The organism is Duncaniella muris (assembly GCF_003024805.1).
In the GTDB taxonomy this organism is placed as follows: Bacteria; Bacteroidota; Bacteroidia; order Bacteroidales; family Muribaculaceae; genus Duncaniella; species Duncaniella muris.
This window is the reverse complement of the sequence record NZ_PUEC01000007.1, coordinates 25596-49926: the sequence shown is the minus strand read 5'-3', so window position 1 is coordinate 49926 and position 24331 is coordinate 25596. Positions and strand designations below refer to the sequence as shown.

General features: G+C 50.0%; 29 protein-coding genes. 17 read left to right on the top strand and 12 right to left on the bottom strand.

Going from position 1 to position 24331, the window contains the following annotated elements; translation table 11 throughout:
* Positions 1-11: 11 nt before the first annotated feature.
* Genes C5O23_RS04345 through C5O23_RS04325 form a run of 5 tightly spaced genes read left to right on the top strand, consistent with a single transcriptional unit; the run spans position 12 to position 5092 of the window.
* On the top strand, positions 12-797 hold the full coding sequence (locus C5O23_RS04345) for a DNA-methyltransferase (RefSeq protein ID WP_107031729.1): 786 nt from the start codon (positions 12-14) through the stop codon (positions 795-797).
* A 37-nt stretch (positions 798-834) separates the two neighbouring features.
* Entirely contained in the window at positions 835-1686 is an 852-nt protein-coding gene (traN, locus tag C5O23_RS04340) for a conjugative transposon protein TraN (protein WP_107031728.1), read from the top strand.
* The gene (locus C5O23_RS04335) at positions 1683-2195 is read left to right on the top strand and encodes a hypothetical protein (RefSeq protein WP_107031727.1); all 513 of its coding nucleotides are present in this window, start codon (positions 1683-1685) and stop codon (positions 2193-2195) included. Before traN ends, C5O23_RS04335 begins: the two co-directional genes overlap by 4 nt.
* 25 nt (positions 2196-2220) lie before the next feature.
* Positions 2221-2877, top strand: a complete 657-nt coding sequence (locus C5O23_RS04330; protein ID WP_004320488.1) for an Lcl C-terminal domain-containing protein — start codon at positions 2221-2223, stop codon at positions 2875-2877.
* 28 nt (positions 2878-2905) lie between these two features.
* Positions 2906-5092 carry a type IV secretory system conjugative DNA transfer family protein gene (locus C5O23_RS04325; protein WP_107031726.1) on the top strand — a complete coding sequence of 729 codons (2187 nt, stop codon included), beginning with the start codon at positions 2906-2908 and terminating at the stop codon, positions 5090-5092.
* A 107-nt stretch (positions 5093-5199) separates the two neighbouring features.
* On the opposite strand, the gene C5O23_RS04320 is transcribed toward C5O23_RS04325, so the two are convergent.
* Entirely contained in the window at positions 5200-6414 is a 1215-nt protein-coding gene (locus C5O23_RS04320) for a PDDEXK nuclease domain-containing protein (protein WP_107031779.1), read from the bottom strand.
* Between the two features lie 190 nt (positions 6415-6604).
* Here C5O23_RS04320 and C5O23_RS14440 point away from each other — a divergent pair, with 190 nt between their 5' ends.
* Positions 6605-6970: a Fic family protein gene (locus C5O23_RS14440; RefSeq protein ID WP_240597656.1), complete on the top strand. Its 366-nt coding sequence runs from the start codon at positions 6605-6607 to the stop codon at positions 6968-6970.
* Positions 6971-7072: 102 nt separating this feature from the next.
* Here C5O23_RS14440 and C5O23_RS04305 read toward each other — a convergent pair whose 3' ends face one another.
* From C5O23_RS04305 to C5O23_RS04250, 10 genes are all read right to left on the bottom strand, one after another.
* Entirely contained in the window at positions 7073-7453 is a 381-nt protein-coding gene (locus tag C5O23_RS04305) for a hypothetical protein (RefSeq protein ID WP_004320499.1), read from the bottom strand.
* A gap of 33 nt (positions 7454-7486) precedes the next feature.
* Positions 7487-7759 carry a hypothetical protein gene (locus tag C5O23_RS04300; protein ID WP_107031725.1) on the bottom strand — a complete coding sequence of 91 codons (273 nt, stop codon included), beginning with the start codon at positions 7757-7759 and terminating at the stop codon, positions 7487-7489.
* 7 nt (positions 7760-7766) lie between these two features.
* The gene (locus C5O23_RS04295; protein ID WP_005944231.1) at positions 7767-8042 is read right to left on the bottom strand and encodes a hypothetical protein; all 276 of its coding nucleotides are present in this window, start codon (positions 8040-8042) and stop codon (positions 7767-7769) included.
* Between the two features lie 443 nt (positions 8043-8485).
* Positions 8486-10225 carry a ParB/RepB/Spo0J family partition protein gene (locus tag C5O23_RS04285; protein WP_162496190.1) on the bottom strand — a complete coding sequence of 580 codons (1740 nt, stop codon included), beginning with the start codon at positions 10223-10225 and terminating at the stop codon, positions 8486-8488.
* 417 nt (positions 10226-10642) lie between these two features.
* Positions 10643-10897: a plasmid partition protein ParG gene (locus C5O23_RS04280; RefSeq protein WP_107031723.1), complete on the bottom strand. Its 255-nt coding sequence runs from the start codon at positions 10895-10897 to the stop codon at positions 10643-10645.
* A gap of 7 nt (positions 10898-10904) precedes the next feature.
* Positions 10905-11660 (bottom strand): ParA family protein, encoded by a 756-nt coding sequence (locus C5O23_RS04275; protein WP_004320508.1) that lies wholly within the window; start codon positions 11658-11660, stop codon positions 10905-10907.
* A gap of 277 nt (positions 11661-11937) precedes the next feature.
* Positions 11938-12300, bottom strand: coding sequence for a hypothetical protein (locus tag C5O23_RS04270; protein ID WP_004320510.1), 363 nt, complete (start codon positions 12298-12300; stop codon positions 11938-11940).
* Positions 12301-12348: 48 nt separating this feature from the next.
* Positions 12349-12681 (bottom strand): hypothetical protein, encoded by a 333-nt coding sequence (locus C5O23_RS04265; protein ID WP_107031778.1) that lies wholly within the window; start codon positions 12679-12681, stop codon positions 12349-12351.
* A gap of 608 nt (positions 12682-13289) precedes the next feature.
* Positions 13290-13922, bottom strand: coding sequence for a hypothetical protein (locus C5O23_RS04255; protein WP_107031722.1), 633 nt, complete (start codon positions 13920-13922; stop codon positions 13290-13292).
* A gap of 47 nt (positions 13923-13969) precedes the next feature.
* Positions 13970-14194 (bottom strand): DUF7688 family protein, encoded by a 225-nt coding sequence (locus tag C5O23_RS04250; RefSeq protein WP_004320520.1) that lies wholly within the window; start codon positions 14192-14194, stop codon positions 13970-13972.
* 284 nt (positions 14195-14478) lie between these two features.
* Between C5O23_RS04250 and C5O23_RS04245 the strand changes: the two genes are divergently transcribed.
* Positions 14479-15753 (top strand): ATP-binding protein, encoded by a 1275-nt coding sequence (locus C5O23_RS04245; protein ID WP_107031721.1) that lies wholly within the window; start codon positions 14479-14481, stop codon positions 15751-15753.
* A gap of 5 nt (positions 15754-15758) precedes the next feature.
* Here C5O23_RS04245 and C5O23_RS04240 read toward each other — a convergent pair whose 3' ends face one another.
* On the bottom strand, positions 15759-16412 hold the full coding sequence (locus C5O23_RS04240) for a M23 family metallopeptidase (RefSeq protein ID WP_107031720.1): 654 nt from the start codon (positions 16410-16412) through the stop codon (positions 15759-15761).
* 220 nt (positions 16413-16632) lie between these two features.
* Between C5O23_RS04240 and C5O23_RS04235 the strand changes: the two genes are divergently transcribed.
* Genes C5O23_RS04235 through C5O23_RS04190 form a run of 10 tightly spaced genes read left to right on the top strand, consistent with a single transcriptional unit; the run spans position 16633 to position 24325 of the window.
* On the top strand, positions 16633-17391 hold the full coding sequence (locus tag C5O23_RS04235) for a DUF4099 domain-containing protein (RefSeq protein ID WP_107031719.1): 759 nt from the start codon (positions 16633-16635) through the stop codon (positions 17389-17391).
* Positions 17392-17411: 20 nt separating this feature from the next.
* Positions 17412-17636 carry a hypothetical protein gene (locus C5O23_RS04230; protein ID WP_107031718.1) on the top strand — a complete coding sequence of 75 codons (225 nt, stop codon included), beginning with the start codon at positions 17412-17414 and terminating at the stop codon, positions 17634-17636.
* A gap of 16 nt (positions 17637-17652) precedes the next feature.
* A complete protein-coding gene (locus C5O23_RS04225) occupies positions 17653-19230 on the top strand; it encodes a hypothetical protein (protein ID WP_107031717.1) in 1578 nt (525 codons plus the stop codon).
* Between the two features lie 3 nt (positions 19231-19233).
* On the top strand, positions 19234-20622 hold the full coding sequence (locus C5O23_RS04220; protein WP_107031716.1) for a toprim domain-containing protein: 1389 nt from the start codon (positions 19234-19236) through the stop codon (positions 20620-20622).
* Positions 20619-21116, top strand: a complete 498-nt coding sequence (locus tag C5O23_RS04215; RefSeq protein ID WP_107031715.1) for a PH domain-containing protein — start codon at positions 20619-20621, stop codon at positions 21114-21116. Before C5O23_RS04220 ends, C5O23_RS04215 begins: the two co-directional genes overlap by 4 nt.
* Positions 21097-21786 (top strand): hypothetical protein, encoded by a 690-nt coding sequence (locus C5O23_RS04210; protein WP_107031714.1) that lies wholly within the window; start codon positions 21097-21099, stop codon positions 21784-21786. Before C5O23_RS04215 ends, C5O23_RS04210 begins: the two co-directional genes overlap by 20 nt.
* Before the next feature lie 14 nt (positions 21787-21800).
* Positions 21801-22484: a hypothetical protein gene (locus C5O23_RS04205; protein ID WP_107031713.1), complete on the top strand. Its 684-nt coding sequence runs from the start codon at positions 21801-21803 to the stop codon at positions 22482-22484.
* Positions 22485-22498: 14 nt separating this feature from the next.
* Positions 22499-23164 (top strand): hypothetical protein, encoded by a 666-nt coding sequence (locus tag C5O23_RS04200; protein WP_107031712.1) that lies wholly within the window; start codon positions 22499-22501, stop codon positions 23162-23164.
* A gap of 25 nt (positions 23165-23189) precedes the next feature.
* Positions 23190-24020, top strand: coding sequence for a M23 family metallopeptidase (locus C5O23_RS04195; RefSeq protein WP_107031711.1), 831 nt, complete (start codon positions 23190-23192; stop codon positions 24018-24020).
* 23 nt (positions 24021-24043) lie between these two features.
* Positions 24044-24325 carry a hypothetical protein gene (locus C5O23_RS04190; protein WP_107031710.1) on the top strand — a complete coding sequence of 94 codons (282 nt, stop codon included), beginning with the start codon at positions 24044-24046 and terminating at the stop codon, positions 24323-24325.
* Positions 24326-24331 lie beyond the last annotated feature (6 nt).

Genomic DNA, 24331 nt, shown 5'->3' with positions numbered 1-24331 from the left:
AAACGGAAGCCATGATAGAGATTGACAACATATATAATATGGACTGTATCGAGGGTATGAAGCTCATGGCGAACGGCAGTGTCGATGCCGTGATAGCGGATTTGCCTTACGGCGTGTTGAACCGTAGCAACAAGGCGGCACACTGGGACAGGCAGATACCGCTCGAAGCGTTGTGGAAACAGTACCGCAGGATCACCAAGCCGGGAAGCCCCGTTATCCTCTTTGCGCAGGGCATTTTCTCGGCGCAACTCATGCTCTCGCAACCCCGGATGTGGCGGTATAACCTCGTGTGGCGGAAAGACCGGGTAACGGGTCACCTGAATGCCAACCGGATGCCGCTACGCCAGCATGAGGACATCATCGTGTTCTACGACCGTCAGCCGGTATATCATCCTCAAATGACGCCGTGTCCACTGGAACGGAGGAATCATGGACGCCGCAAGACGGACGGTTTCACGAACCGCTGTTACGGTGAAATGAAACTGGCTCCGGTGCGTGTTGCCGAAGACAAGTACCCGACCTCTGTCATTTCCATACCCAAGGAACACAAGACAGGAGCATTCTATCATCCGACACAGAAGCCGGTAGCCTTGATAGAGTACCTGATACGTACCTATACCAACGAGGGCAATGTGGTGCTGGACAACTGCATCGGTTCGGGTACGACCGCCATTGCCGCCATCCGTACGGGGCGGCATTACATCGGATTCGAGATTGAACCGACGTATTGCGAAATTGCAGGACGACGGATTCGGGAGGAACTGGAACGTGGTCATGGATTAAAGAAAGCGAAATAAGGGAAATAAAGAAATAAACAATATCAACAGAAACGATATGAACAAGAAAATAATTGTAACTGCATTTCTTCTGGCGGCAGGACTTTTTGCCACACGTAACGCACAGGCTCAGCGTACATACGAAGAGATGGAACGGCTGACTGTCAATGAACAGGTAACGACCGTCATCACAGCCACGGAACCGGTCCGCTTCGTGGATATTTCCACAGACAAGGTGGCGGGCGACCAACCCATTGAGAACATCATCCGGTTGAAGCCCAAAGAGACGGGACACGAGGACGGTGAAGTGCTGGCCATCGTCACCATCGTAACGGAACGCTATCGCACGCAGTATGCACTCATCTACACCACGCGGATAAGCGAGGCGGTGGCAGACAAGGAAATTCAGCTACAGGAACGGGATGCCTACAACAATCCTACGGTCTCGATGTCCACAGCCGACATGGTGCGTTTTGCAAGACGGGTGTGGAACTCGCCCGCGAAAATCCGCAACGTGGCGACCAAGGCGCACCGAATGGAAATGCGCCTAAACAATATTTACTCGGTGGGCGACTATTTCTTCATCGACTTTTCCATCGAGAACAAAACGAACATCCGTTTCGACATTGACGAGATACGGGTGAAACTGTCGGACAAGAAACTTTCGAAGGCAACCAACGCGCAGACCATCGAACTGACGCCTGCCCTGGTATTGGAACACGGCAAGACGTTCAAGCACGGCTACCGGAACGTGATTGTCGTGAAAAAGATGACCTTTCCGAACGACAAGCTGCTGACCATCGAAATGACGGAACAACAAATCAGCGGGCGCAATATCAGCCTGAACATTGACTACGAGGATGTGCTGTCGGCCGATTCATTTAACACCGCTTTATTGGAGGAGGAATGACGATGAAAAAGACGATAATACTGATGCTTGCCTGCATGTGCGTCTTCATGAATGCAAGTGCGCAGCGCAACAGCGGCCGCCTCTCGCTTGGCGTGGGGTTGCTGTATGAGAACGGCATGGACGTAACGCTTGCTTACGAGCATGAAATGAACTACCGCCATGCGTGGGAGTTCTTTGCCAACGGCTACCTGAAATGGGCGGAATGCGGCTCGTGCGGCCATGTCTGCCCGGAATCCTTCTGGCGCAACTATCGCACTTACGGTTTCGGTGTGGCGTACAAACCTTGTGTGGTGCGTGGACGCAACCATTACGGCAACTTGCGTATCGGAGCTTCGGCAGGAAGCGACACGAACAAGTTTCTTGCCGGAATCCATGTGGGTTACGAACACAATTATGTGCTGCGGTCGGGATGCACACTGTTCTGGCAGGTAAAGAGTGACATGATGATAAAAGGGGCGGATTTGCTGCGGACAGGTATCGTGCTGGGGGTGAAACTGCCGATAAAATAAAGGAAAAACAAAAAACGAAAATAACATGATACGAAAGATTCAATGGTTTGCAATGGCAGTGACGGCGGTATTGTGCGCTGCCTGTGACGCCCATATCGACGTACCTGATACGGCGGTACGTCCGGGACATATTCTCTGCGAGGACGGTACGGCTTTATCCTACGTACAGTATGAACAGTCGGGAAAACGGGCAATAGCGGTTGTCTTCGATACCGAACACCGTGAAGGTACGGAAGGGAACGGCTATGCGGTTTACCTGTGGGACATTGCTCCGGCAGCTTTTGCCGACAGCCTCGGTGTCGCACAAGGGACGTCGGCCGACATCGAGGCTTTGGACGGGAACATGAACACCTTTGCACTGTACGACACACGGGAGACGGCTTCGCCTATGGCGGAAGCGGTCTTTGACCTGTGGCGGTACGGACAGAGTGCCTATATCCCGTCGGTGGCACAGATGCGGCTGCTGTATGCCGTCCGGGAAACCGTCAATCCTGTCATCGAACGGTGTGGCGGCCATCCGCTGCCGTTGGATGAAAACGACTGCTGGTACTGGACATCGACGGAGGTAACCGGACAGGAAACGGCGAAAGCGTGGCTTTACTCGACAGGAAGCGGTGCGATGCAGGAGACCCCGAAGACACAGGCGCACAAGGTGCGGCCGATTATCACACTGAACAGGTAGGAACGAAAAGAGGGAAAGGACAAAGACAATGGAAGAAAGCAAGGAACTACAAGGATTTTACAAGATATTCCGTGCAGTCATCTATATCTCCGTGCTGATGGAGTTCTTCGAGTATGCCATAGACCCTGCCATGCTCGACCACTGGGGCGGCATATTGATTGATATACACGGGCGCATCAAGCGATGGATGATCTATAACGACGGCAACCTCGTGTATAGTAAGATAGCGACCTTCCTACTCATCTGCATCACTTGTATCGGCACACGCAACAAAAAACACTTGGAGTTTGACGCACGCAGGCAAGTGTTATATCCACTTATCTGCGGATTGTTCTTGATTGTGTTCTCCGTGTGGCTGTACCATCATACGATGGAAACGAGGCTCTACACCTTGCCGCTGAACATCATCTTCTATATGGCGGCTACGCTGGTCGGTGTGATATTGGTGCATATCGCATTGGATAACATCTCGAAGTTCATCAAGGAGGGACTGGGTAAAGACCGGTTTAACTTCGAGAATGAAAGTTTCGAGCAGAGCGAAGAGAAGGTTGAGAACCAGTATAGCGTGAATATACCGATGCGGTACTATTACAAAGGTAAATTTCGCAAGGGATGGGTGTCGATAAGCAACTGTTTCAGAGGAACATGGGTGGTTGGAACTCCAGGTAGCGGTAAGACGTTCAGTATCATAGAACCGTTCATCCGCCAACATAGTGCCAAGGGCTTTGCGATGGTGGTCTATGACTACAAATTTCCGACACTTGCCACTAAACTTTACTATCATTACAAGAAAAACCAGAAGCTCGGCAAAGTGCCAAAAGGATGCAAGTTCAACATCATCAACTTCGTGGATGTGGAGTACAGCAAACGGGTGAACCCCATTCAGGCAAAGTACATCAATAATCTTGCGGCGGCGAGCGAAACGGCGGAAACCCTGTTGGAATCCCTGCAGAAAGGCAAGAAAGAGGGAGGCGGAGGCAGTGACCAGTTCTTTCAGACTTCTGCCGTGAACTTTCTTGCCGCCTGTATCTACTTTTTCGTGAACTACGAGCGGGAACCCTACGATGCAAACGGAAAGAAACTGTATGCGGAGAAACGGCAAGATCCGCAGACGAAGTTCTGGAAGCCGACGGGTGTCGTTCGTGACCGTGAGGGTGGCAGCATCGTGGAACCTGCCTATTGGCTTGGAAAATACTCGGATATGCCGCATATCCTTTCATTTCTCAATGAGAGCTACCAGACTATTTTTGAGGTACTTGAGACGGACAACGAGGTCGCGCCGTTGCTCGGCCCGTTCCAGACGGCCTTCAAAAACAAGGCGATGGAACAGTTGGAAGGTATGATAGGTACGCTGCGTGTCTATACCAGCCGTTTGGCTACAAAGGAATCTTACTGGATATTCCACAAGGATGGGGACGATTTCGACCTGAAAGTTAGTGACCCCAAGTCACCCAGTTATCTGCTGATAGCCAACGATCCGGAAATGGAAAGTATCATCGGAGCGTTGAACGCTCTGATATTGAACCGTCTCGTTACCCGTGTGAACACCGGGCAGGGGAAAAATATTCCGGTCAGCATCATCGTGGATGAGCTACCGACACTGTATTTCCACAAGATAGACCGACTGATAGGTACGGCGAGAAGCAACAAGGTAAGCGTAACGCTGGGTTTTCAGGAGTTGCCGCAGTTGGAGGCTGACTACGGAAAAGTGGGAATGCAAAAAATCATCACGACAGTGGGCAACGTGGTAAGCGGTTCAGCTCGCGCAAAAGAGACACTGGAATGGTTGTCGAATGACATTTTCGGCAAGGTGGTACAGGTCAAAAAGGGCGTGACGATCGACCGGGACAAAACGAGTATCAATCTCAATGAGAACATGGACAGTCTTGTACCCGCCTCGAAAATTTCGGATATGGCGACGGGATGGATTTGCGGACAGACGGCACGTGATTTCGTGAAGACGAAAACCGGTACGGGAGGCTCGATGAACATTCAGGAGTCGGAAGAGTTCAAGACTACAAAGTTCTTCTGCAAGACGGATTTCGATATGAGGGAGATAAAAGCGGAGGAAGCGGCCTATGTACCGCTACCGAAGTTCTACACTTTCAAGTCGAGGGAGGAACGGGAACGCATCTTGTATAAAAATTTCATACAAGTCGGACAGGATGTAAAAGACATGATAGCGGATGTACTGAACAAGCGTGGGGCGAAATAAGTCAAAATCCCTGCAATAACCACGAAATTATTGCAGGGATTTTTATATTCAATTTCAGTTACCCAAAATCTTGTGGGCATAAAGCCGGTTTTACGGACGTAAATGAATTATCTGATAGTTTCCGATTTGGAATCGTTTTCCGACAGCAGATTTTGTAATTTGTCGATGTCCGGTAGAGTCTTGCGCAAATTTTCCGGCATTTCTTGGGCTGTGCGGTATGTCGCCACGCCCATAGGCTTATCATAGTCGCGCACCATGATTTCGACAAACTGGCGGTTGGCATCCTGACATAGGACAATACCGATTGAAGGGTTCTCGTGCGGTTTCTTGTCGGTCATATCATATACAGTCAGATAACCGCTAAGCTGTCCGAGATAATTCGGGCGGAACTTGCCCCGTTTCAATTCCACGATTACGCTGGCATTCAGTTCTCTGTTGAAGAATACAAGGTCAGCAAACATTTCTTCTCCGGCAACTATCAGGCGATGCTGACTGTCGATAAAAGTGAAGTCGTTTCCAAAACGGAGAATGAACTGCTTGATATTGGTTACGATTTGGTTTTCGATGACCTTTTCGTTCCAGTCCTGTTCGCGTTCTCCCACATTCTCCAGATTAACCATTTCGAGCATATACTCATCCTTGAACGCCAATGTCGCTTTTACGGCATAAATGGCTTCGGGCAGCACTTGAAGGAAGTTGCTCGGCAAAGATCCGCGATTTGAATAGATGTCTTCTTTCAAGTAATTTTTGAGAGAGGATAGCGACCACGCATTTTGAGCGGCACAATGGATATAGAACAATCGTTCTGCGATGTCTTTTGAACGAGTCAGGATTTCAATATGATGTGAAAAGCTAATCTTGACAAAATCGTCCCAGGTAAATTCGGTATTGACCGGTTGCCCGATAAGTTGCAGCAGTAGATGCTCGTCAATATCCAATTCGCCCAACGCTGTTGGATGAATTAAAGCCGTACCCTTTTCCGACGAATGGTTTTCCAATTCGCCCAACACTGTTGGACGAATTAAAAACGTCCTCCATTCCTCATAGAATGAGCGCATCCGTTTCAACCCCGATTCAGAAAAGCCGTGCAGACCGGGCAACTCCCGTTGAAGGAGCTTTGATATGGTAGGCAATGCTTTAGTACCCCAACAGCCGATGCGGGAATTTTCAGACACGAATTTCCCCACTCCAAAATACAACGAGAGAGTTTCTTTGTTGACCGCAGCCGCACTTCTATACCGGCAGCGTTCGATGGCATGTTTGATTATCTCTACTGCCTCTGCATATTGTGTATAATCCGATGGGATAACTTGTTGTTCCATATACATACGTTTTTGTGCCGCAAAGGTACGAAAAATACGGGATATACAGGGCAGAATGCCAACATATTATAGTGCCGTGTGGGTCTTATTCGGTATTTTTAGCGTTCCGGTTTCCTGCACTCGCTTTGCTGCCAATCTACTCACTTAGATGTTCATGTGTCTGGGGCGTGCCGAGAAAGCCGGTAGCGGTGTGGATAAGATTGTGAGCGGTTGGCAGTCTTTGGGTTGGCCGCTTCCTACTGTAGCCGAGGAAACACGTCCGGACTATGTTGTGCTGACCTTGCAGTTAGGGATGAAAACCCGACAAGAAAACCCGACAAGAAAACCTCGCAAGCAGGATTTGAGAAAAGAGCAAATCTTGGAGTTCTGTGTTGAGCCGCAATCCCTATCTGATATTTTGCAACATTTAGGATTGAAAGATAGGGAAAATCTTATGGAGGTCTATATCAATCCGATGATTGGTGCAGGGGTATTGGAAATGACGGAGCCGGACAATCCCACAAGCCGTAACCAGATGTATGTAACGGTAAAAGTGGAACAAGAATTTCAAAAGTAAGTTTATAATAGGATATTGCGGCTTGGACGCATCCAACCTCATACAAATAACACTGCCCGCGTGAAAATGGGGGCAGTGTTATTTATATGGTAGTTCGCTTATTTAAGCTCGTGTACCGCTTAAAAGTTCGGCAAGTTGCCGGTCGCAGAATTTATCGTATTCCTCCTTGTCTGTACCGCTTTCGATAGCCCGGTCGATAACATCGCCCAGTTCGTCGAAGCAGACTTCTTCATTGACACACTTTGCATTGCTATCATCTTCTTTCAGTAGATAGACCTCGTAGTAATCAGAGCCGTTGAGAGCGATAACGACATATCCGGCGTGTAACCGTCCGTTTACTTTCAGCCGCAGTGCCGGTAATTCTTGGAATACCGTAGCGACAAATTCGCTGACTCCCCACGACATAAAGACGGGTATGGGGGTAAATGACAGTAATTGTTCTTTGATGGTCTGTGCGATGTGCATTACATACTCTTTATCCATAACTTTGATTTTTAATATGATTATTGATTTATGTTAGTTGAACCATTCGGGGTTATCCTCTTTTAATTCCGTGATGAGTTCGCCGTCCGGTAATTTGAGGGTCTTCGTATCGGCGAAAAAGAAAACCTCGTCATATATTTGTTCGGCTTCCTTACTTGCAAAGCCTTCGTTCTCGTCCTCGAAACTGCCCGGATGAAGTGCATCGAGCAGAGCGGTAGAACCGATAATGAGTTCTTCACCTTCGTTGGATTTCACGATACGGCAGATGTAGGTATTGCCGTCAAATTGTAATTCTTTCGTTTTCATACATCTGTTATCTTAATGGGATGTGTTTTCCGTGAGCCTTGAGGTATTCCATGATGCACTTCGCTTCCTCGTGCGATGCACGGTTGCGGTCGTCGTAGTTGCGTGTCTCGTCTGCCATGACCACGATACACTCCTTTACCAACCTGTAAAGGCTTTGCTGCAGCGTGGGGTGCATTTCGGGGATAGCGGCTGCAAACCGTTTGGGATTGAAGCCGTAATCGTTCACTGCTCTTTCCCAGTCTTTGGCGAGTTGGTACTCCTTGCTTTCCTTGATGTTGTCCATAATCTTAAATTTTAATGATTTGTTTTTATTTTCCCTTCGTTCGATTCCTTTCTGTCGGAACCGCTTTGGGATTTTATGGATGCGGTACACGGCTGTCGGTACAGCTTCATACGGAAGGCTTTTCCTGCCAATTACTCTTTCAGGGAAAGGAAGAATTTGCAGGAAATACATTTCAAGCCGCCGGATCAAGCGCGACGGCCGACCTTTGCATCTGATAAAACCAAACCGGGGCTGACAGGGAATGAAGCCGGGGAAACGCTATAAAAGGGAAGTTGAAAATGGTAAAAAAGAAATGGAACGGAAGCTATGAATGGAGAACGGGCGGGTGGTGACGGGTTCGTCAGAAAGTTAAAAGAGGTATTTGGGGCTTCTTTATCCGAGGGCATACAAAAATAAATAGAGGGCGGATTTCTCCGTCCCCCTATCCGTTATGATAACATTTGTCAAGCAGCTATTTCTTCCGTTTGCGGTTCGGTCTGTGTCTCCGCTTCGGGTTGCGGTTCTTCGGGCTGTTCCGCTTCCTCCTGTTTGGCTTGTTCCTGCACGAGCAAAACGGCTTTCTTTTCCTCAATACGATGGTGTCGCTTCTCGTAAATCTCGTTATATCCGTTTTGGATGTCTGCCAATCGGTCGGGCATATGTTTTTTGGCAAAATCAAGCAAAAGGGTGGCGATGGCGTTGCTACCAAATGCGTCCTTGAAGTTGGCTATCAAGAAGTCCCTGCGGATAACGGCTTTCTGCTTGGCGGTAAGGTTCTCGATGATGCGCATTTTGTCCTCGTTCGTAAGGTAGTAATAGGAGCCTTTATCCTCAATGCCTACCGCCTCGAAATGTTCTTTTCGGAGTGAGGACAGCATGAAGAAATAAATCATCTTATCCTCGTCCGCACCAAATTTGGTTTCCGTCATATCAACTTCCAGAATCTGCTTTTTGGTGTCTTCTACGGTCTTTTCAAGGGCAATCTCCTTGTTGCGCTTGTCCTGCTTCTCCAATTTCTCAATCGGGGAAACAACCGTTTCTTGGGTCTCTCCTGCCTCCGTTTGCATTTCGGTATTTTCTACATAACATAGCGATACATCGTTGCGCTCAATCGTCACATACAACGTGATTTCTCCTGCTTCGCCCCTGCGGTTCACTTCCTCGCATTCTTCGTTATAATCCGACAGCTCTTTTTCATACTCTTTATATGCTTCCGCATATTCCTCGGTATTTTCGTAATCCTCTACTTGGGGAGCTTCGGGTTCTTCGGGATAGTCGTTAGGACGCATTGATAGGTTTTCGACCTCAAAACCCGATGCGACAAGGCATTCAACTACTTTTTCATTGCTACCGTAAGATCCTCGGCAAAGTAAAGCGAGAGGTCGCTGTCCCATGATTTGTACGGCTTTCTCCATAAGATATGACGTTTGCATTTCATCAAGGCAGGAACGGTTGGCACAATTACCGCAACCTCCCTCGCAGAATAACATCATGTTATTGGTGTTGTGGGGACACGAAAGGCATAGGGTCTTGTCAAACGAATAACGATTGAGGTCAGTCGTATAGCTTCGTTCGATGTTTTTTGCTACCTCGGAGGCTTTCATTCCTCGCCAACTATTAAACGTCAAACCCTCTCTCAAATGCTTGTCGTAGATGTCGTGCTGTATATCTTCCCCATAACGGCAGATTTCCGTTGCCACACTGATTGTAAGCTCGTCCTGCTCCAACAACAAGGCGATTTCAGGTATTAAGGACACGAATTTGAGGCGTGTACGAATATATGCCTCGGTCTTGCCGAACTGCACGGTCAAGGATTGCACATCGTGGCGACCGCTGTCTATGAGCTTTTGATAAGCATTTGCTTCCTCAATGGGTGTAACATCCTTGCGTTGCAGGTTCTCGGTAATCGCCATTTCCTCGGCTGTCTCGTCTGAAATTTCCATGACGATAGCCGGAATTTCCGTCAATTCAGCCATGAGGGAGGCTCGGTATCTCCGTTCTCCAAATACAATCTCGAAGCGGTTGTCCTCAATGGGGCGCACTCCGATAGGCTGAAGCACTCCCTGCCGACGGATGCTCTCGGCAAGCTCCGCAAGGCTTGTCTCGTCAAAATTCTTACGAGGGTTGTAATTGCTCGGCTGAATGTCTGCCAATGCTACCGATGTGATGTTCTTCTCTACTGCTTGAACTGCTGTTGTTGCCATAATCATAAAATTTAATTGTCATTGAATTGATTTTCTTTTTTATCCCTCTTTTCGGTTCTTTTTTCTGCCTGAACCGCTTGGGATTTACAGATGCTTCAAGGGACTGACGAACAAGCTATTTTCAACGCTTTTTCCGGAAAATTACTCTTTCACGGAAAGGAAGAATTTTACGAGAAATGCACTTCAAAGCGGTGAAATCAAGCGCGGCAGTCCAAATTTGCGTCTGGAAAACCAACCGGCGATGGCAGGAATGAAGCCGGACGAGCGATAAGAGGAATCGATAGAATGGGGAAATGCAGCCTTGCAATAGAACAAGAGAACTGCAGGGGATATAAACGGGAAAACCGCTACCTTGTGGACGTGAGCCATAAGATAGCGGTATGGTATAAAAGTCGATTGGGAGGATTGCCGCCCCGGTTATTTCTCGTGCTTCTCCAGATATTCTTTCATCGCCTCGTTCACAATATTCCTGAGCGACATATTCTTCTCGATAGCGAGGTATTTCATCCGGATATGAATACTCTTGTCGATAACAAAATTGCAATGCACGGCAGGCTCTTTTCCCGTTTTGACCGGTGCAGGCTCTTTCTTTTGCGTGGACTTCCCGGTAGATGACAGCAAGCCGTCCAGTCCGCTTCTCATGCCGCTTTTCAATGAATCACTTTTGCCCATATCGTTTTTACTTTAATTTCAACACTTCCTTTGCCAACTCCATGTAGTCCTTTGCCCCGTTGCTGTTCTTGTTATACTCAAAGATATTCATGCCTTTTATCGGAGCTTCGGCCAATGATACATTGTCCCGGATGACGGTCTTGAATACCTTGTCGCAGAACGATTCGCTGATTAGTTCCGCCACACTTTTGTTGAGCGTCTTGCGCTTGTCAAACTGGGTGATGACAATGCCGCCGATATTTAGGTTTGGGTTCAAACGTTCCTTGACAATCCCGACCACATTTGTAATCTTTGCCATTCCGCGCATGGCGAGGAACTGCGCCTGTACCGGGATAATCAGGAAATCCGCCGATGTGAGGGCGTTGAGCGTCAGCAAACCCAGCGAGGGCGGACAGTCAATCAGGATATAGTCGAATTTACGGGTTTCAAGCAATTTTGCAATCAGCCCTTTTAGTATTAATTCCCGCCCCGGCTCGTTGATAAGCTCGGATTCTGTCGCCGACAAATCGAGGCAGGACGGTACAACGGAAAGACCGTTTTCCAACTCGAATACCGGTAAGGTATATTCGCCTTTCATCGCTCCGTACACCGTCCGTTCCTCTTCGATGGAGAGACCGCAGGATTCCGTGAGGTTTGCCTGACCGTCCATGTCGATGAGCAGTACACGCTTTTTCTTCTGCTGCAATGCGGCAGCAAGATTGATGGTGGTAGTTGTCTTTCCGACACCGCCCTTGTGGTTCAAAACTGCGATTATTTTTGTCATAATTTCGTGTCTTTATATCTGATACAAAGATAATACTATTTTTAGTATTTACTATTATTAGTGCATACTATTTTACTACTTTTGTATATTTTAGTATTATAGTATCTACTACTATACTAAAATACTGATTGACTAAATGTAGTGCATTCTATCATTTCTGATGGGATATTTCCTAATATCCTACTTTACTAACCTTAGTATATACTACATTTAGTATCGGTTGTATAACAGTAAAATAAGCTCCTTTTGGAATTAGTCTTATAAATCATCATGCGCATTAGATAAATTCTGTCTCAAGTGCTTCCAACAAGTCGTGTATTTGTTTTTCCGCTTCCTCCATATCCGATACAATGTCCTTGATGTGGTAAGGTGCGCCATTTTTACCGTGCCCATCATTTCCAATCCATAGATAGGCTTCGTAATCCGGGTCAAAACCCTCGAAATATTGTTCCATGTCAGCAATGAGGGTATCAATGTCCTCGCATTTCATTTCGGCACTGAAATTAAAATCCTGCCCATAGTTGGTATAGCGTTGGAAGTCGAACTGAATATTTGATTTATTTTTGTCATCCACACTTATGCTCCAGCCTTTGCTTTGGGATATTTCCGTTACTTTTTGTATCTTTTCTTGAGCGGTCATAGTTTTGAGTTTATAGTGGGGAGATTTCACACCTTCCCAACGATTGCTTTAATCCGTTATTTGAAAGTAATACTCCTGCTGCTCGTCTGGCCATTCGGCGGTCATTCCGTCTGCTTCTTTCCAAAGGCGGTCATAGAGCGTGGCTTTCTGGTTGTCCCGCTCGTGCCATTGCCAAATTTTGTGATTAAGCACAAGGCACAGCTCTGTCCAGTGCTTGTAGTTATCTTTCCATTCTGCCTTAACCCTTCTGTATGTGTCAGCTATGGCTTCATTCCCGAACTTGTCTGCTATAGAGAAGTCCTGCCAAAAGGTTGTCATCGGGTCATAGCCAGTAATTTCCGCTATATTCCACTTGGGAATTACGATTTTCAATATTTCCATACTTATTATTGTTTTTGTAATACTCATGAATCAAGATTCTTATTTCCCTTTGTTCGGTCTGTTTGCGACCGCCGGGAAGATTTTTCTGCTTTCAGAAGGTGGCAAGAGACAATTGGGCAAGGCTGATCCGAAAAAATACGCTCGACAGACGGAGAGGAAGATTTTTACGTGTCACTCGCGGCGGCACGCCGGCCTTGGCAAGATTGGAGCGGCCGGTTACCTTTGCGGAAAATTCTTTCCCGTAGGTCGCACGGCAGCGGACTTGGGTTTAATGGAAATCTTTTAGAAAAGGAAAGACTATGGATAAAAGGGCAATGCGGTCAGCCGGGACGGACTTCCCGATGGACGGTCTTGGAACTGCGGAGGGCAGGATTCATCCCGCCCCCTGTAATGCCAAGTCTGTCCGTGTCCGTCCTTTTGCAAAAGGGGCTTCACGCACTTTATGTAACGTGTCACACAAATGCGTGAAGCGGCTTATGGCAAACTGACCGCAGGATATAAGGCTATAAGAGGAAGAAAGGATTTTTATAAAAGGCCGTCAGTTGATCGGAACAACAAACCGTACCGAGACTTTGCCCGATACGGTCTGTCCTTACCCTGCATATAACTCAGTCTATGTCATAGCCTATCATGTATTCATCGTTGATAAGCAGATAATAGTAGCCGTTGCCGCAATTCCGGAACTCTTTGCTGAATCCAGCCGCCATATCGCCGTTTTCGCGTGGTTCGCACCATAACGTACCGTCATAGCCGCAAAAGTCGAAGCGTCCGGTGGAAAACTTTTCGCCTTGCTTCAGTGCCGTTCTGAAACGAGCCATATCCCAACTGCCGCAATACTTCTCGATGGTGGCAAGTCCGATACACTTGCCGTCGATGCGTGTGCCGGTCGTGATGCGGTTCTCGTAGAGGGATTTATCCAAATCGGCATTAGCGATTTTGCGAAGCCAATCATTCGTATGCGTGGCAAGTCGGGCAAGTTTCTGGTATTTCAAGACCTGTTTCTTTTCTATGTCCGCTGCATCTTCGGGAGAGGATGACGGATAGTATATCTTCTCAATGCTTACCCAATCCGTGAAGATGTACCCGCTTTTTCGTTTTCTTGGCGCAATAATGCCGATGACGTTTTCATTGCGGTTGATGAATAATCGCCTACGTTGTCCTTCAATCCTTACATATAAAGAGGTGGGATTCTGCTCGTTTCGGAGATAGGCTTCTGCCGGATGAATAGTTGTTGTTTCCATATTTGTATAAATTTTGATTTTTACTGTTCCTATTTTGGTTTACCTGTTCAAAGTTCCGGGATTGTGCCGTTCTTATATAGAACACCGTCCCGATAATGGGACACGATGCCCGGCTTAAGTCCCATTTCCTCAAAGGCTATATGCCTGATATAGTCCTTGTATTCTTTGCCAATGAAATTCTTTCCACAAAGGTTGTTGAAAATCATAGGGACGGAAAAACCGTCTTCGCTCGACAATATCACTTTGTCGTCTTGTCTAATTTCTTCTACCATACTTGTTTACTTTTAATTGGTTGAACTATCATGCTGATTTTTATTTTTCCCTGCTTTCGTTTGCCGTGCAGGTTTGTTTTCAGCTTTTTGAGGCAGCCAGAGGATGAAGTTGTGGCATCATAAGCCAAACCCGGATAGAAAACCGACCGTGCAACAGTCTGTTTTCGTCATCCGAATGCAATGCGGCTTGGCGATTATGCGCTTCGTCCTACATTCGCCGACGAAAAGAGTAAAGAATGACCTGCCGGTAAAAGCAAGGATTTCGTAAAAAAGAAGAGTCGTATATGATAAAAAAAACGGCTTGGGATGTGAGAAAATACCCTGAAAAATTTGCGGCGCATCGTATTTTATGTAATTTTGCAGTTGTATTTCAAAATTGCATAAACAGTATGGAGGCAAAATATATCCACAGGGAGCTATCCGCCGTGATAGAAGAGGCTTACCGCTATTTTTCGGTCATCACGATAACAGGACCTCGCCAGTCCGGAAAGACGACGCTGCTCCGCAACTTGTTCTCACACCTGCCGTATTACTCGTTGGAAAACCTCGATGTACGGAGTTTCGCCGAAAACGACCCGGTCGCTTTTCTGAACCAGCACACGGAGGGCATGATTCTCGACGAGGTACACAACGCCCCGAACCTGCTGTCGTATATTCAGGGTATGGTGGACGATGATGCCGACCGGCGGTTTATCCTTTCGGGCAGTTCGCAGTTTGCCATGCTGAAAAAGGTTACGCAGTCGTTGGCAGGACGTACCGCTGTTTTCGAGTTGCTCCCCCTGTCATACTCCGAAATACGGGAACAGGCTGCTGATACACCACTTGACAACCTGCTGTTTAACGGGTTTTACCCTGCCATTTATTCGGGTCGTAACATACCCAAATTTCTCTATCCGGCGTACATGAAAACATATTTGGACAAAGACGTGCGGGATCTGCTGCAAATTAAGGACATGATGCAGTTCCATACGTTTATCCGGCTTTGCGCCGGACGTATCGGTTCGCTGTTCAAAGCCTCTGAATTGGCCAACGAAATCGGTGTCAGTTCACATACCGTTACGGCATGGCTGTCCGTCTTACAGGCATCCTATATTGTCTTCCTGCTACCTCCCTATTTCGAGAACACACGCAAACGGCTGACTAAAACTCCCAAGCTCTATTTTACGGATACAGGGCTTGCCTGTCACCTGCTCGGCATCGAATCGCCGGAACAGCTCGCACGGGACAAGATGCGTGGGGCGTTGTTCGAGAACTTCATCGTAACGGAAGCCTTGAAGCGGCGGTATAACCAAGGCAAGGAAAGCAACCTCTATTTTTACAGGGATTCGAACCAGAACGAGGTCGATTTGCTGTTGAAAAAACATTCGGGGCTATACGGTATTGAAATCAAGTCGGCGATGACCTACCATGCGGACTTCGAGAAGGCGTTGAAACAGATGGACGGCTGGGTCAAAGAAACCATACTGGGTAAGGCGGTGGCCTATGCGGGTGCACTCGAAAATACTGCCGGAGAAATCAAACTTCTGAATTACAGTCACCTGGACGAGGTGTTGGCTTAACAGCCCTATAACAGTCCAGCTAATGCCGACACACACTCCTGCTGCATGGATTTGATGTAATCGAAGAGAACCGAGGGATTGATATTCTTGCCATTTAGCTTACAGGTGATATGCAGATGCTCGCCTGTACTTCGTCCGGTCGAGCCGGTAATACCGACGGCATCGCGGGGACGGACTACCGTACCCTTGGCGGTCAGCACCCGTGAAAGGTGGCAATAGCTGACGGTGTAATTTCCGTGCCGCAGGGTCACATACTTGCCGGACGTCTTGTCCTGTCCCACTTTGACGACTACCCCCTCCATCATGGCCAATACCTGCTCGCCTCGTGCGTGCAGGTCGATACCACCGTGAAACTTCCTCTTCCCGGTAAACGGGTCTTTCCGGTAGCCGTATGGCGATGTAATTCTGATGCGCTGCAATGGATAAGACACGCTGAGATAACGGTCAATCCACAACTTCTTACTTTCATCGGCAGGTTTTGTTGAAGCCTCCTGTGCAGGAGCCATGCTTTCGGGTGTCGGCTCCTGCTTTTTCATACCCTCCTGCAAGGCTTCTACCTTGTATCTTTCTGGTGTCTTGGCAATCGTGTTGAACTGCGCCTGAACGGGCATCGTGCAGAATGAAATACCCGATATTGCTATCAGTAAAATTTTTCTCATTCGGCAAAGTTATAACGGGAGTTTTCATGTCGGAAACAAACAGCCGTCATTTCTTGTATTGGTTTGATATTTTGCGTCTATTAGTACGATTTGAATTGAACAATCGTACTAATGAAGATAAAAACAGCATATTACAACCATTTATATAGCTGTATTTTTTGTCCGTCATAATAAGATGTCTCTATCTTTGTATAGTACAATTTTATAATATGAATATAGTATGAAAAAAGTTCAGATTGAATTTGATGAATTACCTTTTCCGGCACTGGAACGATTCGGTCTCACACGGGAGATGATCGAGGATTTGCCGATGCGTGTGTTGGACGACATCTGCAATGGTCGGCATTCTCCCGTGCTTCCCGTGCGTGTCACGGACGAGCATGGCGGGCAAATAGAGAGCCGTAGCCGCTTTGCCTTTATCCGCATGGACAACGGTCAGGTGGATGTGGTCTTCTATCCGGCACTGAAATCCTCTCCGCTGGAACGGTATGACGAAGTGCAACAGAAACAGTTGCTCGACGGCAAGACGATTGTCGCCGACGTGGAAATGGCGGACGGCCGGAGCAGCAAGGCTTTCGTGCAGATTGATGCCGAGACGAAACAGGTGATGTATGTCCCCACGCCCATCATCGCACGCAACCTGAAAGTGCTGGCCGAGGTCATGCGTCTCGGTGCGGTGGAGGTAAACGGGATGCAGCACGGCGAGCCGCTGACAGTCGTTGTGGACGGCGAGCCTGCCACGGTGGGCATAGACCTTCATGCCAAGACCGGCATCCGCATCTGTTCGGGCGACGCGCAGCAATGGCGCAACCAGCCCAAGCGCGAGTGGGACAAATACACCTTCGGGTGCTACGGTTGCTGGGTCATGGACGATGACGGCAACCTTGACTACGTTTCGGAAGAGGACTATACCGAAGAGTTGTGGAACGAACAGAAGAAGAGCGGCGAGCGCAACCGTGCGGCAGCCCTTCACAAGTAAAAACAATCAATCCGTAGATTATGGCACAAAACGAATATTATCCCGAAGAGGTGCTTGTCGGGAAGATGCAGAGCGGCGAATACGGCTGGCTCGATTACGTCAATCATTTCTCCGCCGACTGGCAGGAGGAATACGCCCGTTACTGCGAGGAAAAGGGGCTTGCTGTCGGCAACGAATCCGCTGCCGAGTTTGTCCGCTTCAAGGACGAAGAGTTAGAGGTGGCAATGGAACGCGGCGACGCATAACGAAAACAATCCGACTATGGCGATACGAACGAATACCAATCCCCGGCAGATGGACTTGCAGCCCGAAATGCGCAATATGCTGATGCGTAACGGCCTGCAAGCCCATATTGCGCTTGATGGTTCAGGGTATCGGCTGATTGTGCAGGGGCATGATTCTCCGCTGCTGGTCTATCCGATAAGCGAACGTCAGATGTTGGCACTCACGGACTGGGGAACCAATACGGCCAACAAGAAAGCCTACAACGTGCTCACGAGCATCGTGGGCAAAGACTTCTATATGCCCAAGAACTTCGTCCATGCCCGAAATGCCAACGGGCGTGTGGCTATGGGGCTGCATGGCTACCGCATCGGCATCGGCGAGTACGGTCGCATGGGACGGATGGGAATGCCCCCGCCGTTCCTCGGCTGGACGCCACGCAACCAGTGGGGCTTCCACCTGCGCAGGGTCGGCGGCCAACTGTTCTTTCCGGGGCCGTCCATCGTACCCGAACGTCCCGACGGGCGCATGAAGCCCGGCGAGTTGCAATCGGGCGGTTACGGATTCTATTACAAGGGGCATCAACAGGCGCAACCAGTACAGCAACGGGACGTTCTGCAGGACTTGCAGGCGGTCATCACGCCGATGGTCAGTCGTCCGCGCAGCGGGGAACCGGCACGGCCGTACAAGGAGCTTATAGCCTCTCCGGTCTATTTTTCCAACGAGAAATGGGCGGAGTGCCTTGCCTCGCACGGTCTTGTCGTGGACGCGGACAGGCGGACGCTGACCGTGCAGTCGGAAAGCGTCCAAGCCGATATGGTCTATGACCTGACGGAAGAGGAAGTGAGGACACTGGTTGCCGCACCCATCGAGGAACAACCCGTAGAAAAACGCCTGGAACTGCTGAACGGCATTATCGGAGCTGACTTTTCCGACAAAATGACGATGGAGGCTCTCAACAGCGATCAACGCATCGCTATCGGTCTGCATCCCGAAGTACAGCAGGATTTGGAACAACGCCAACGGCAGGAGCAGGAGGCTTTCATGCCGGTGGAAACCTCGCTGCAACAGCAAGAGGAATCCGTGCAGGGCTATGTCGGTGCGGCTGTTGACGGGCGTGACCTCCAGTTTCTGAATGAAAACAAGGGATGGTATCGGGAAGAGAAGCACGGGCGGGAAGTTGAAGTGAGCCAGATAGCCGTTCAACCGGCACAAACCGAGGGGAAATACAGGATGACCGCCGTTATCGACGGTCAGGCTATCAGCCATGAGATAACCCAACGGGACTACGACAAGTTCCTTGCTGTGGATGACTATCACCGGATGAAGCTCTTTTCCAAGATTTTCAGCGAAGTGGACATGAAGACACGCCCGGAAGCACAACGGGGGCTCGGTACGAAAATCTTTGCCGCCCTCACCGCAGGTACGGTAGTCGCGGCGGGTGTCGCGCACGGCATCCACCATCACTGCCAAGCCCCGGAGTTCTACGGCGAGCGTTTCGGCGGTCCGCCACGCCCGTACTTCAAGCCGGGTGTCGATACGCCGAGGGATGTGGCCATCCGTTGTTTCGAGGCAGAGATGAACCGTGAAATCAATGATATGAGAATGGGGAGGTAAACCATGAGAGAGGGCGAACTGACTTACGACGATTTTCTGCGCAGGCTGAACATTCAGGACGTGCTTATTGACGCGGGCTATCACCTGAACCGGCGCGACGGCCTGCGTTATCCCTCGTATGTCCGGTTGGACAGCGAGGGGCGGCGCATCCGCAACGACAAGTTCATTGTCACGCAGCAAGGGAAATGCTGTTTCAAACCGCAACAGCAGAAGTCGTATAACATCATTTCCTTTATCAAGGAGCATCCGCATTTTTTTGCGGAATACCGTGCAGGCGTGTCTCCCGACCGACTGGTAAACCTTGTCTGTAACCGGTTGCTGAACCATCCCGTCGCTGACCGGGACATCCGGATTATCCAGCCTAAACGGGATGTGAAGCCGTTTGACATGGCGGATTACGACATTCACCACTTCAATCCGCAGGATCGGGCGACACAAAAGAAGTTCTATCCGTTCTTCAAGCATCGGGGCATCGACCTTTACACGCAGTATGCCTTTCACCGGAACTTCTGTCTGGCGACGAAACACCGTGAGAACGGCATAAAATACACCAACCTCGCCTTTCCGCTGACCGTTCCGAAAGATACGGGACAGGTTGTCGGACTGGAAGAGCGAGGCCGCCCTCGCATGGATGGCAGCGGCAGTTATAAAGGGAAGGCGGAAGGGAGCAATTCGAGCCAAGGGCTATGGATTGCCAGCCCAGCCAAAACTACGCTTACCGAAGCCAGGCATATCTACTGGTTCGAGAGTGCCTACGACGCGATGGCCTATTACCAGCTTCATCAGGCAAACGACAAGGATTTGCGGAAAGCGGTCTTCATATCTACCGGCGGCAACCCGACGGTGGAACAGATGCGGGGTGTCCTTACGCTCACGCTTCCTGCCAAGCAACACATCTGTTTCGATACCGACCTTGCGGGAATCGAGTTTGCCAAGAACCTGCAACAGGAGATGTACCGGGCTGTCCGTTCCACCATCGAGGAGACACCGGAGCGGAAGCCTTATTTAGATTCCGTCTCTGATGGCAAAAACCTCGATGAAGGTGACATAGACCTGCTGCCCGACGCTTTGCGGTCGAGCTACGGGAAATATGAATCCGCGTGGGAAGAAGCCATGTCGATGCGTTCGAGCGGCCTGTGCCATCCGGACGACATACGGGAACAGACGGATATCATGAACGGACATTACAAGGAGTTCCGTGAAGGATTGCGGGAGTTCCTCGGTTTGGACAAGGCGAATGACGCCTCTTTTGTCCGTGAACAGCCTACCTATCCCAACAAGGACTGGAACGAACAGCTTTTGGCCGGGCAGAAACAGGAAGAGACGGTCGATGAGACACAGGCGAGAGAACAGTCACCGGAAGAGGAACAACAAACACACTTTCGCCGATGATGACCGATGCACCCACAGGACATTTCCAAAGTATCGTGCTGCGACCGCACGCCGGACAATTCGTTATCGACGAGTTGCCCGCAATCGTATTGTGCTGTGCGGCATGGGTGTACGGTGGCATGGAGGGACTGCCTCTGACAGCTCTTGCCGTACCGGTCGCCGCATTGCTTTCTTTGGCATTGCTGTACCGTTTCATCTATCTGCGCCGGACACGCTACCACATCGGCAGCGAGCAGCTTATCAGCAGGCATGGGGTGCTGTCCCGGAAGACGGACTACATGGAACAATACCGTATCGTGGACTTTGTGGAACACCAAAGCCTCATGCAGCAGCTTTGCGGATTGAAGACGGTACGCATCTTCTCGATGGACAGGAATACGCCCCGGCTTGATTTGGTAGGTATCAGACACAACTTCGATGTGGTAACGCTTATCCGGGAACGGGTCGAGTATAACAAACGAAAAAAGGGAATATATGAAATCACGAATCATTAGTCTGGTCATTTTTGCCGTCTGCCTGATGCCACACTGGGCGAAAGCACAAATCACGGCGTCCAATCCCTTGGAATGGATGGCGTTGGCCGAGGGCAACGAGGTCGTCAATGACCAGATAGAGAAACAGATAAACGGTCAGACGAAGACAGCGATGCTGCAGAACAGCATCGCCGCCGAGTTCAACCGCATTCACAAATGGGAGAAGCAATATAACAGCTATCTCAAGACGGCAAGCGGCTACGCTTCGTCGCTGAAAGCCTGCACCCACCTCTACAACGACGGCGTGAGAATCTTTCTCACGTTAGGGAAACTTGGCAACGCCATCAGGAACAACCCGCAGGGCATCATTGCCTCCATGAGCATGAACAACCTCTATATCGAGACGGCAACGGAACTGGTATCGGTCTTCACACTCCTGAATGACGCAGTGGCCAAGGGCGGAAAAGAGAATATGCTCACGGGAGCGGAACGCAGCAAGACCCTGTGGGCGTTGAACGACAAACTTTCGGCTTTCAGCCGGAAGCTGCACCTGCTCTACTTGAGCATGCGGTACTATACCCTCAATGATGTGTGGAACAATGTGACGGCCGGGATGCTCGACCGCAACAACGGGGAGGCGGCTCGGATGGCCATGACCCGTTGGCGCAGGGCTGCCGTCCTCGCACGATAAAAACGGAACTGACAATGAAACGGACGATTTGGATAGGCATCTTATTGTTGTGCATCGGTATCGGCAAGGCACAGGCACAAAACGACCCCGTACTGGCCGGAATGATCCTGCTCTATACCAACAAGGCGGAAAAGGAGCTGAAGAATCAGGAGAAAGTCATGCTGCTGCAGACCACCGGCCACCTGTGGACGAAAGAGGAAGTGAAAGCCACGACCGACCTGCAACGGGAGTTCAACAGCTATCTGGACTCTTTCCGGTCGATAGTCTGCTACGCGGCGCAGATATACGGTTTCTATCACGAAATATCGAAGCTGACGGATAACATGGGTGACTTTACCAGACAGGTGAGCCGGAACAGCTCCCATGCGTTGGCCGTCGCCCTCTCCACGCAACGGAACCGAATTTACAGGGAACTGATCATGAACAGCGTGGAGATTGTGAATGACATCCGCATGGCGTGCCTGTCGGACAACAAAATGACGGAAAAGGAGCGCATGGAAATCGTTTTCGGCATCCGTCCGAAACTCAAGATGATGAACAAGAAACTGCAACGGCTGACCAAGGCGGTGAAGTACACGACGATGGGCGACATCTGGCGTGAAATCGACGAGGGAGCACGTCCGGCGGCCGACAAACGTGACATAGTGGAAGCTGCCAAGCGACGCTGGCGGCAGATAGGAAAAAATGTAAGACCTTAAAAAACAGACAACGTATGGGCGTTTGGAGTACACTATTGAAATATGGCGGCAAGGCCGCAAAAGGTGTCGGTACGGCAACGGCGGCCACCGGCAAAAGTATGGGTAAGGCAGTGCTGCACCCTTCGCAGACCTTGCGTGGCGCGGGTCAGGCCGTCAAGACGGCGACCATCGGCGGCGCGGTCGGTTATGTGGGTTGGGAGAAGCTGACCACCGACAAAAGCGTGGTGCGTATCGTGAGCGATGCGGTCATCGGCGAACCGGCGACGAATACCCTCGCGGAGACAGCGGACGGGGTGCGTGAACTGACGGGCAAGGCCGGGGAAGCCGTCAGTTCGGTCAGCGGTGCGGTAACCGGCATTGACAACAAGCTGAACGGCGTGTCGAACTTTTTGCGCCAAGCCTCCGGTGGCGGAGGCCTTGATATGTTCGGCAACTTTTTCCGTAACCTCGGCAGCGGCAACGTGTCGGGGCTGAGTATTGCCGGGCTGGTTGCGGCGGCGTTCCTCATATTCGGACGCTTCGGCTGGCTGGGCAAGATTGCCGGCGCATTCCTCGGCATGATGCTCATTGGCAACAATGCGGGTGTCTTCCGAACGCCGGAGACAGAAAACGTGCAGCGCACCCGGACGCCCGAACTTCCGGCAGAGGAACAGACGCATGGCGGAGGGATGAGAAGATAGGAATATGAATCAATAGGTAAACAGCATGAAATATACAGAAGAAATGATCCTGCAATCCGATAGCGGTTATTGTATGCCTTTCGAGGAACAGCAGGGCAAAGACGTGGAGCTGTCGCTCGGCTACGGCGAACAGACCGACCCGGCGACGGGCGAGAAATTCTTTCATCACGGCATTGACTTCAACGTGCGGTGCTATATGCTTTCTGCCCTCGCCAGCGGCATTGTGTCGGGCGTGGGCAACGATTCCGGACACGGCATCTGCCAGACCATCCGCTACGGGGAGTATGAGGTGACATACGGAAACCTGTCCAATGTCTTCGCCCAATTCGGACAGCGTGTAAAGGCCGGACAGACGGTAGCTTTGAGCGGTGACAAACTGCACATGACTGTCCGCTTCAAGGGCGAGGAACTGAACCCGCTGGAGTTCCTGACGATGCTGTACGGGAACATACAGGCAATGCGTCAGGCCGGCGGACACGAGACAGACTATTTATCCGGCTTGGAGATGGAACTGAAAACCGATTATGAACGGGACAAAAGGGAGATAGAGGAACTGATGCTGCGCTTCCTGCCGCACTATATGGAGGATTTGCGGCATGGAGCATACACCTTGCCCCGGAATACGGAGCAGTCGCTACGCCACATCTTCACGGTGGGCGCGATGAAGGAGTATTTCTACGAGAATATGCCGAGCATGGCCAATCCGCTCGGACTGGGACACAAGGCCATGCCGCTGGCCTGCAAGGTGCAGAACCTCCTTATTGCGGATTTCCTGCATTACCTCGCCCTGCGGCATGATGTGTACCTCTCCACTGCGAGCAGCGACATAAAAAAAAACTCCATGACGAAGCCCTGACCTATGGCGGCATCATAGACCCGTTGGCGGAACTGGACATCGACATACAGAGCTTCGACATACCGAGGCTTGTCACGGTTTATCCCGACCGGGCGGGTGTGCGCTGGTGGACCAAGGCATGGTTCAACAACCGGGAAGAGGGCGAGACATCCGTCGAAATCGAACGGGAGGAGGCGATACGGTTCATGCAGGACAACATCGAAAAGGACGCATGGCTGGAAGAGTTCTTTCCCCGGCAGATGGAGGTTTACCACAACGCCATCGAGCAGACGAAAGAACAGTTATTGAAACAGATAAATATATAATACACA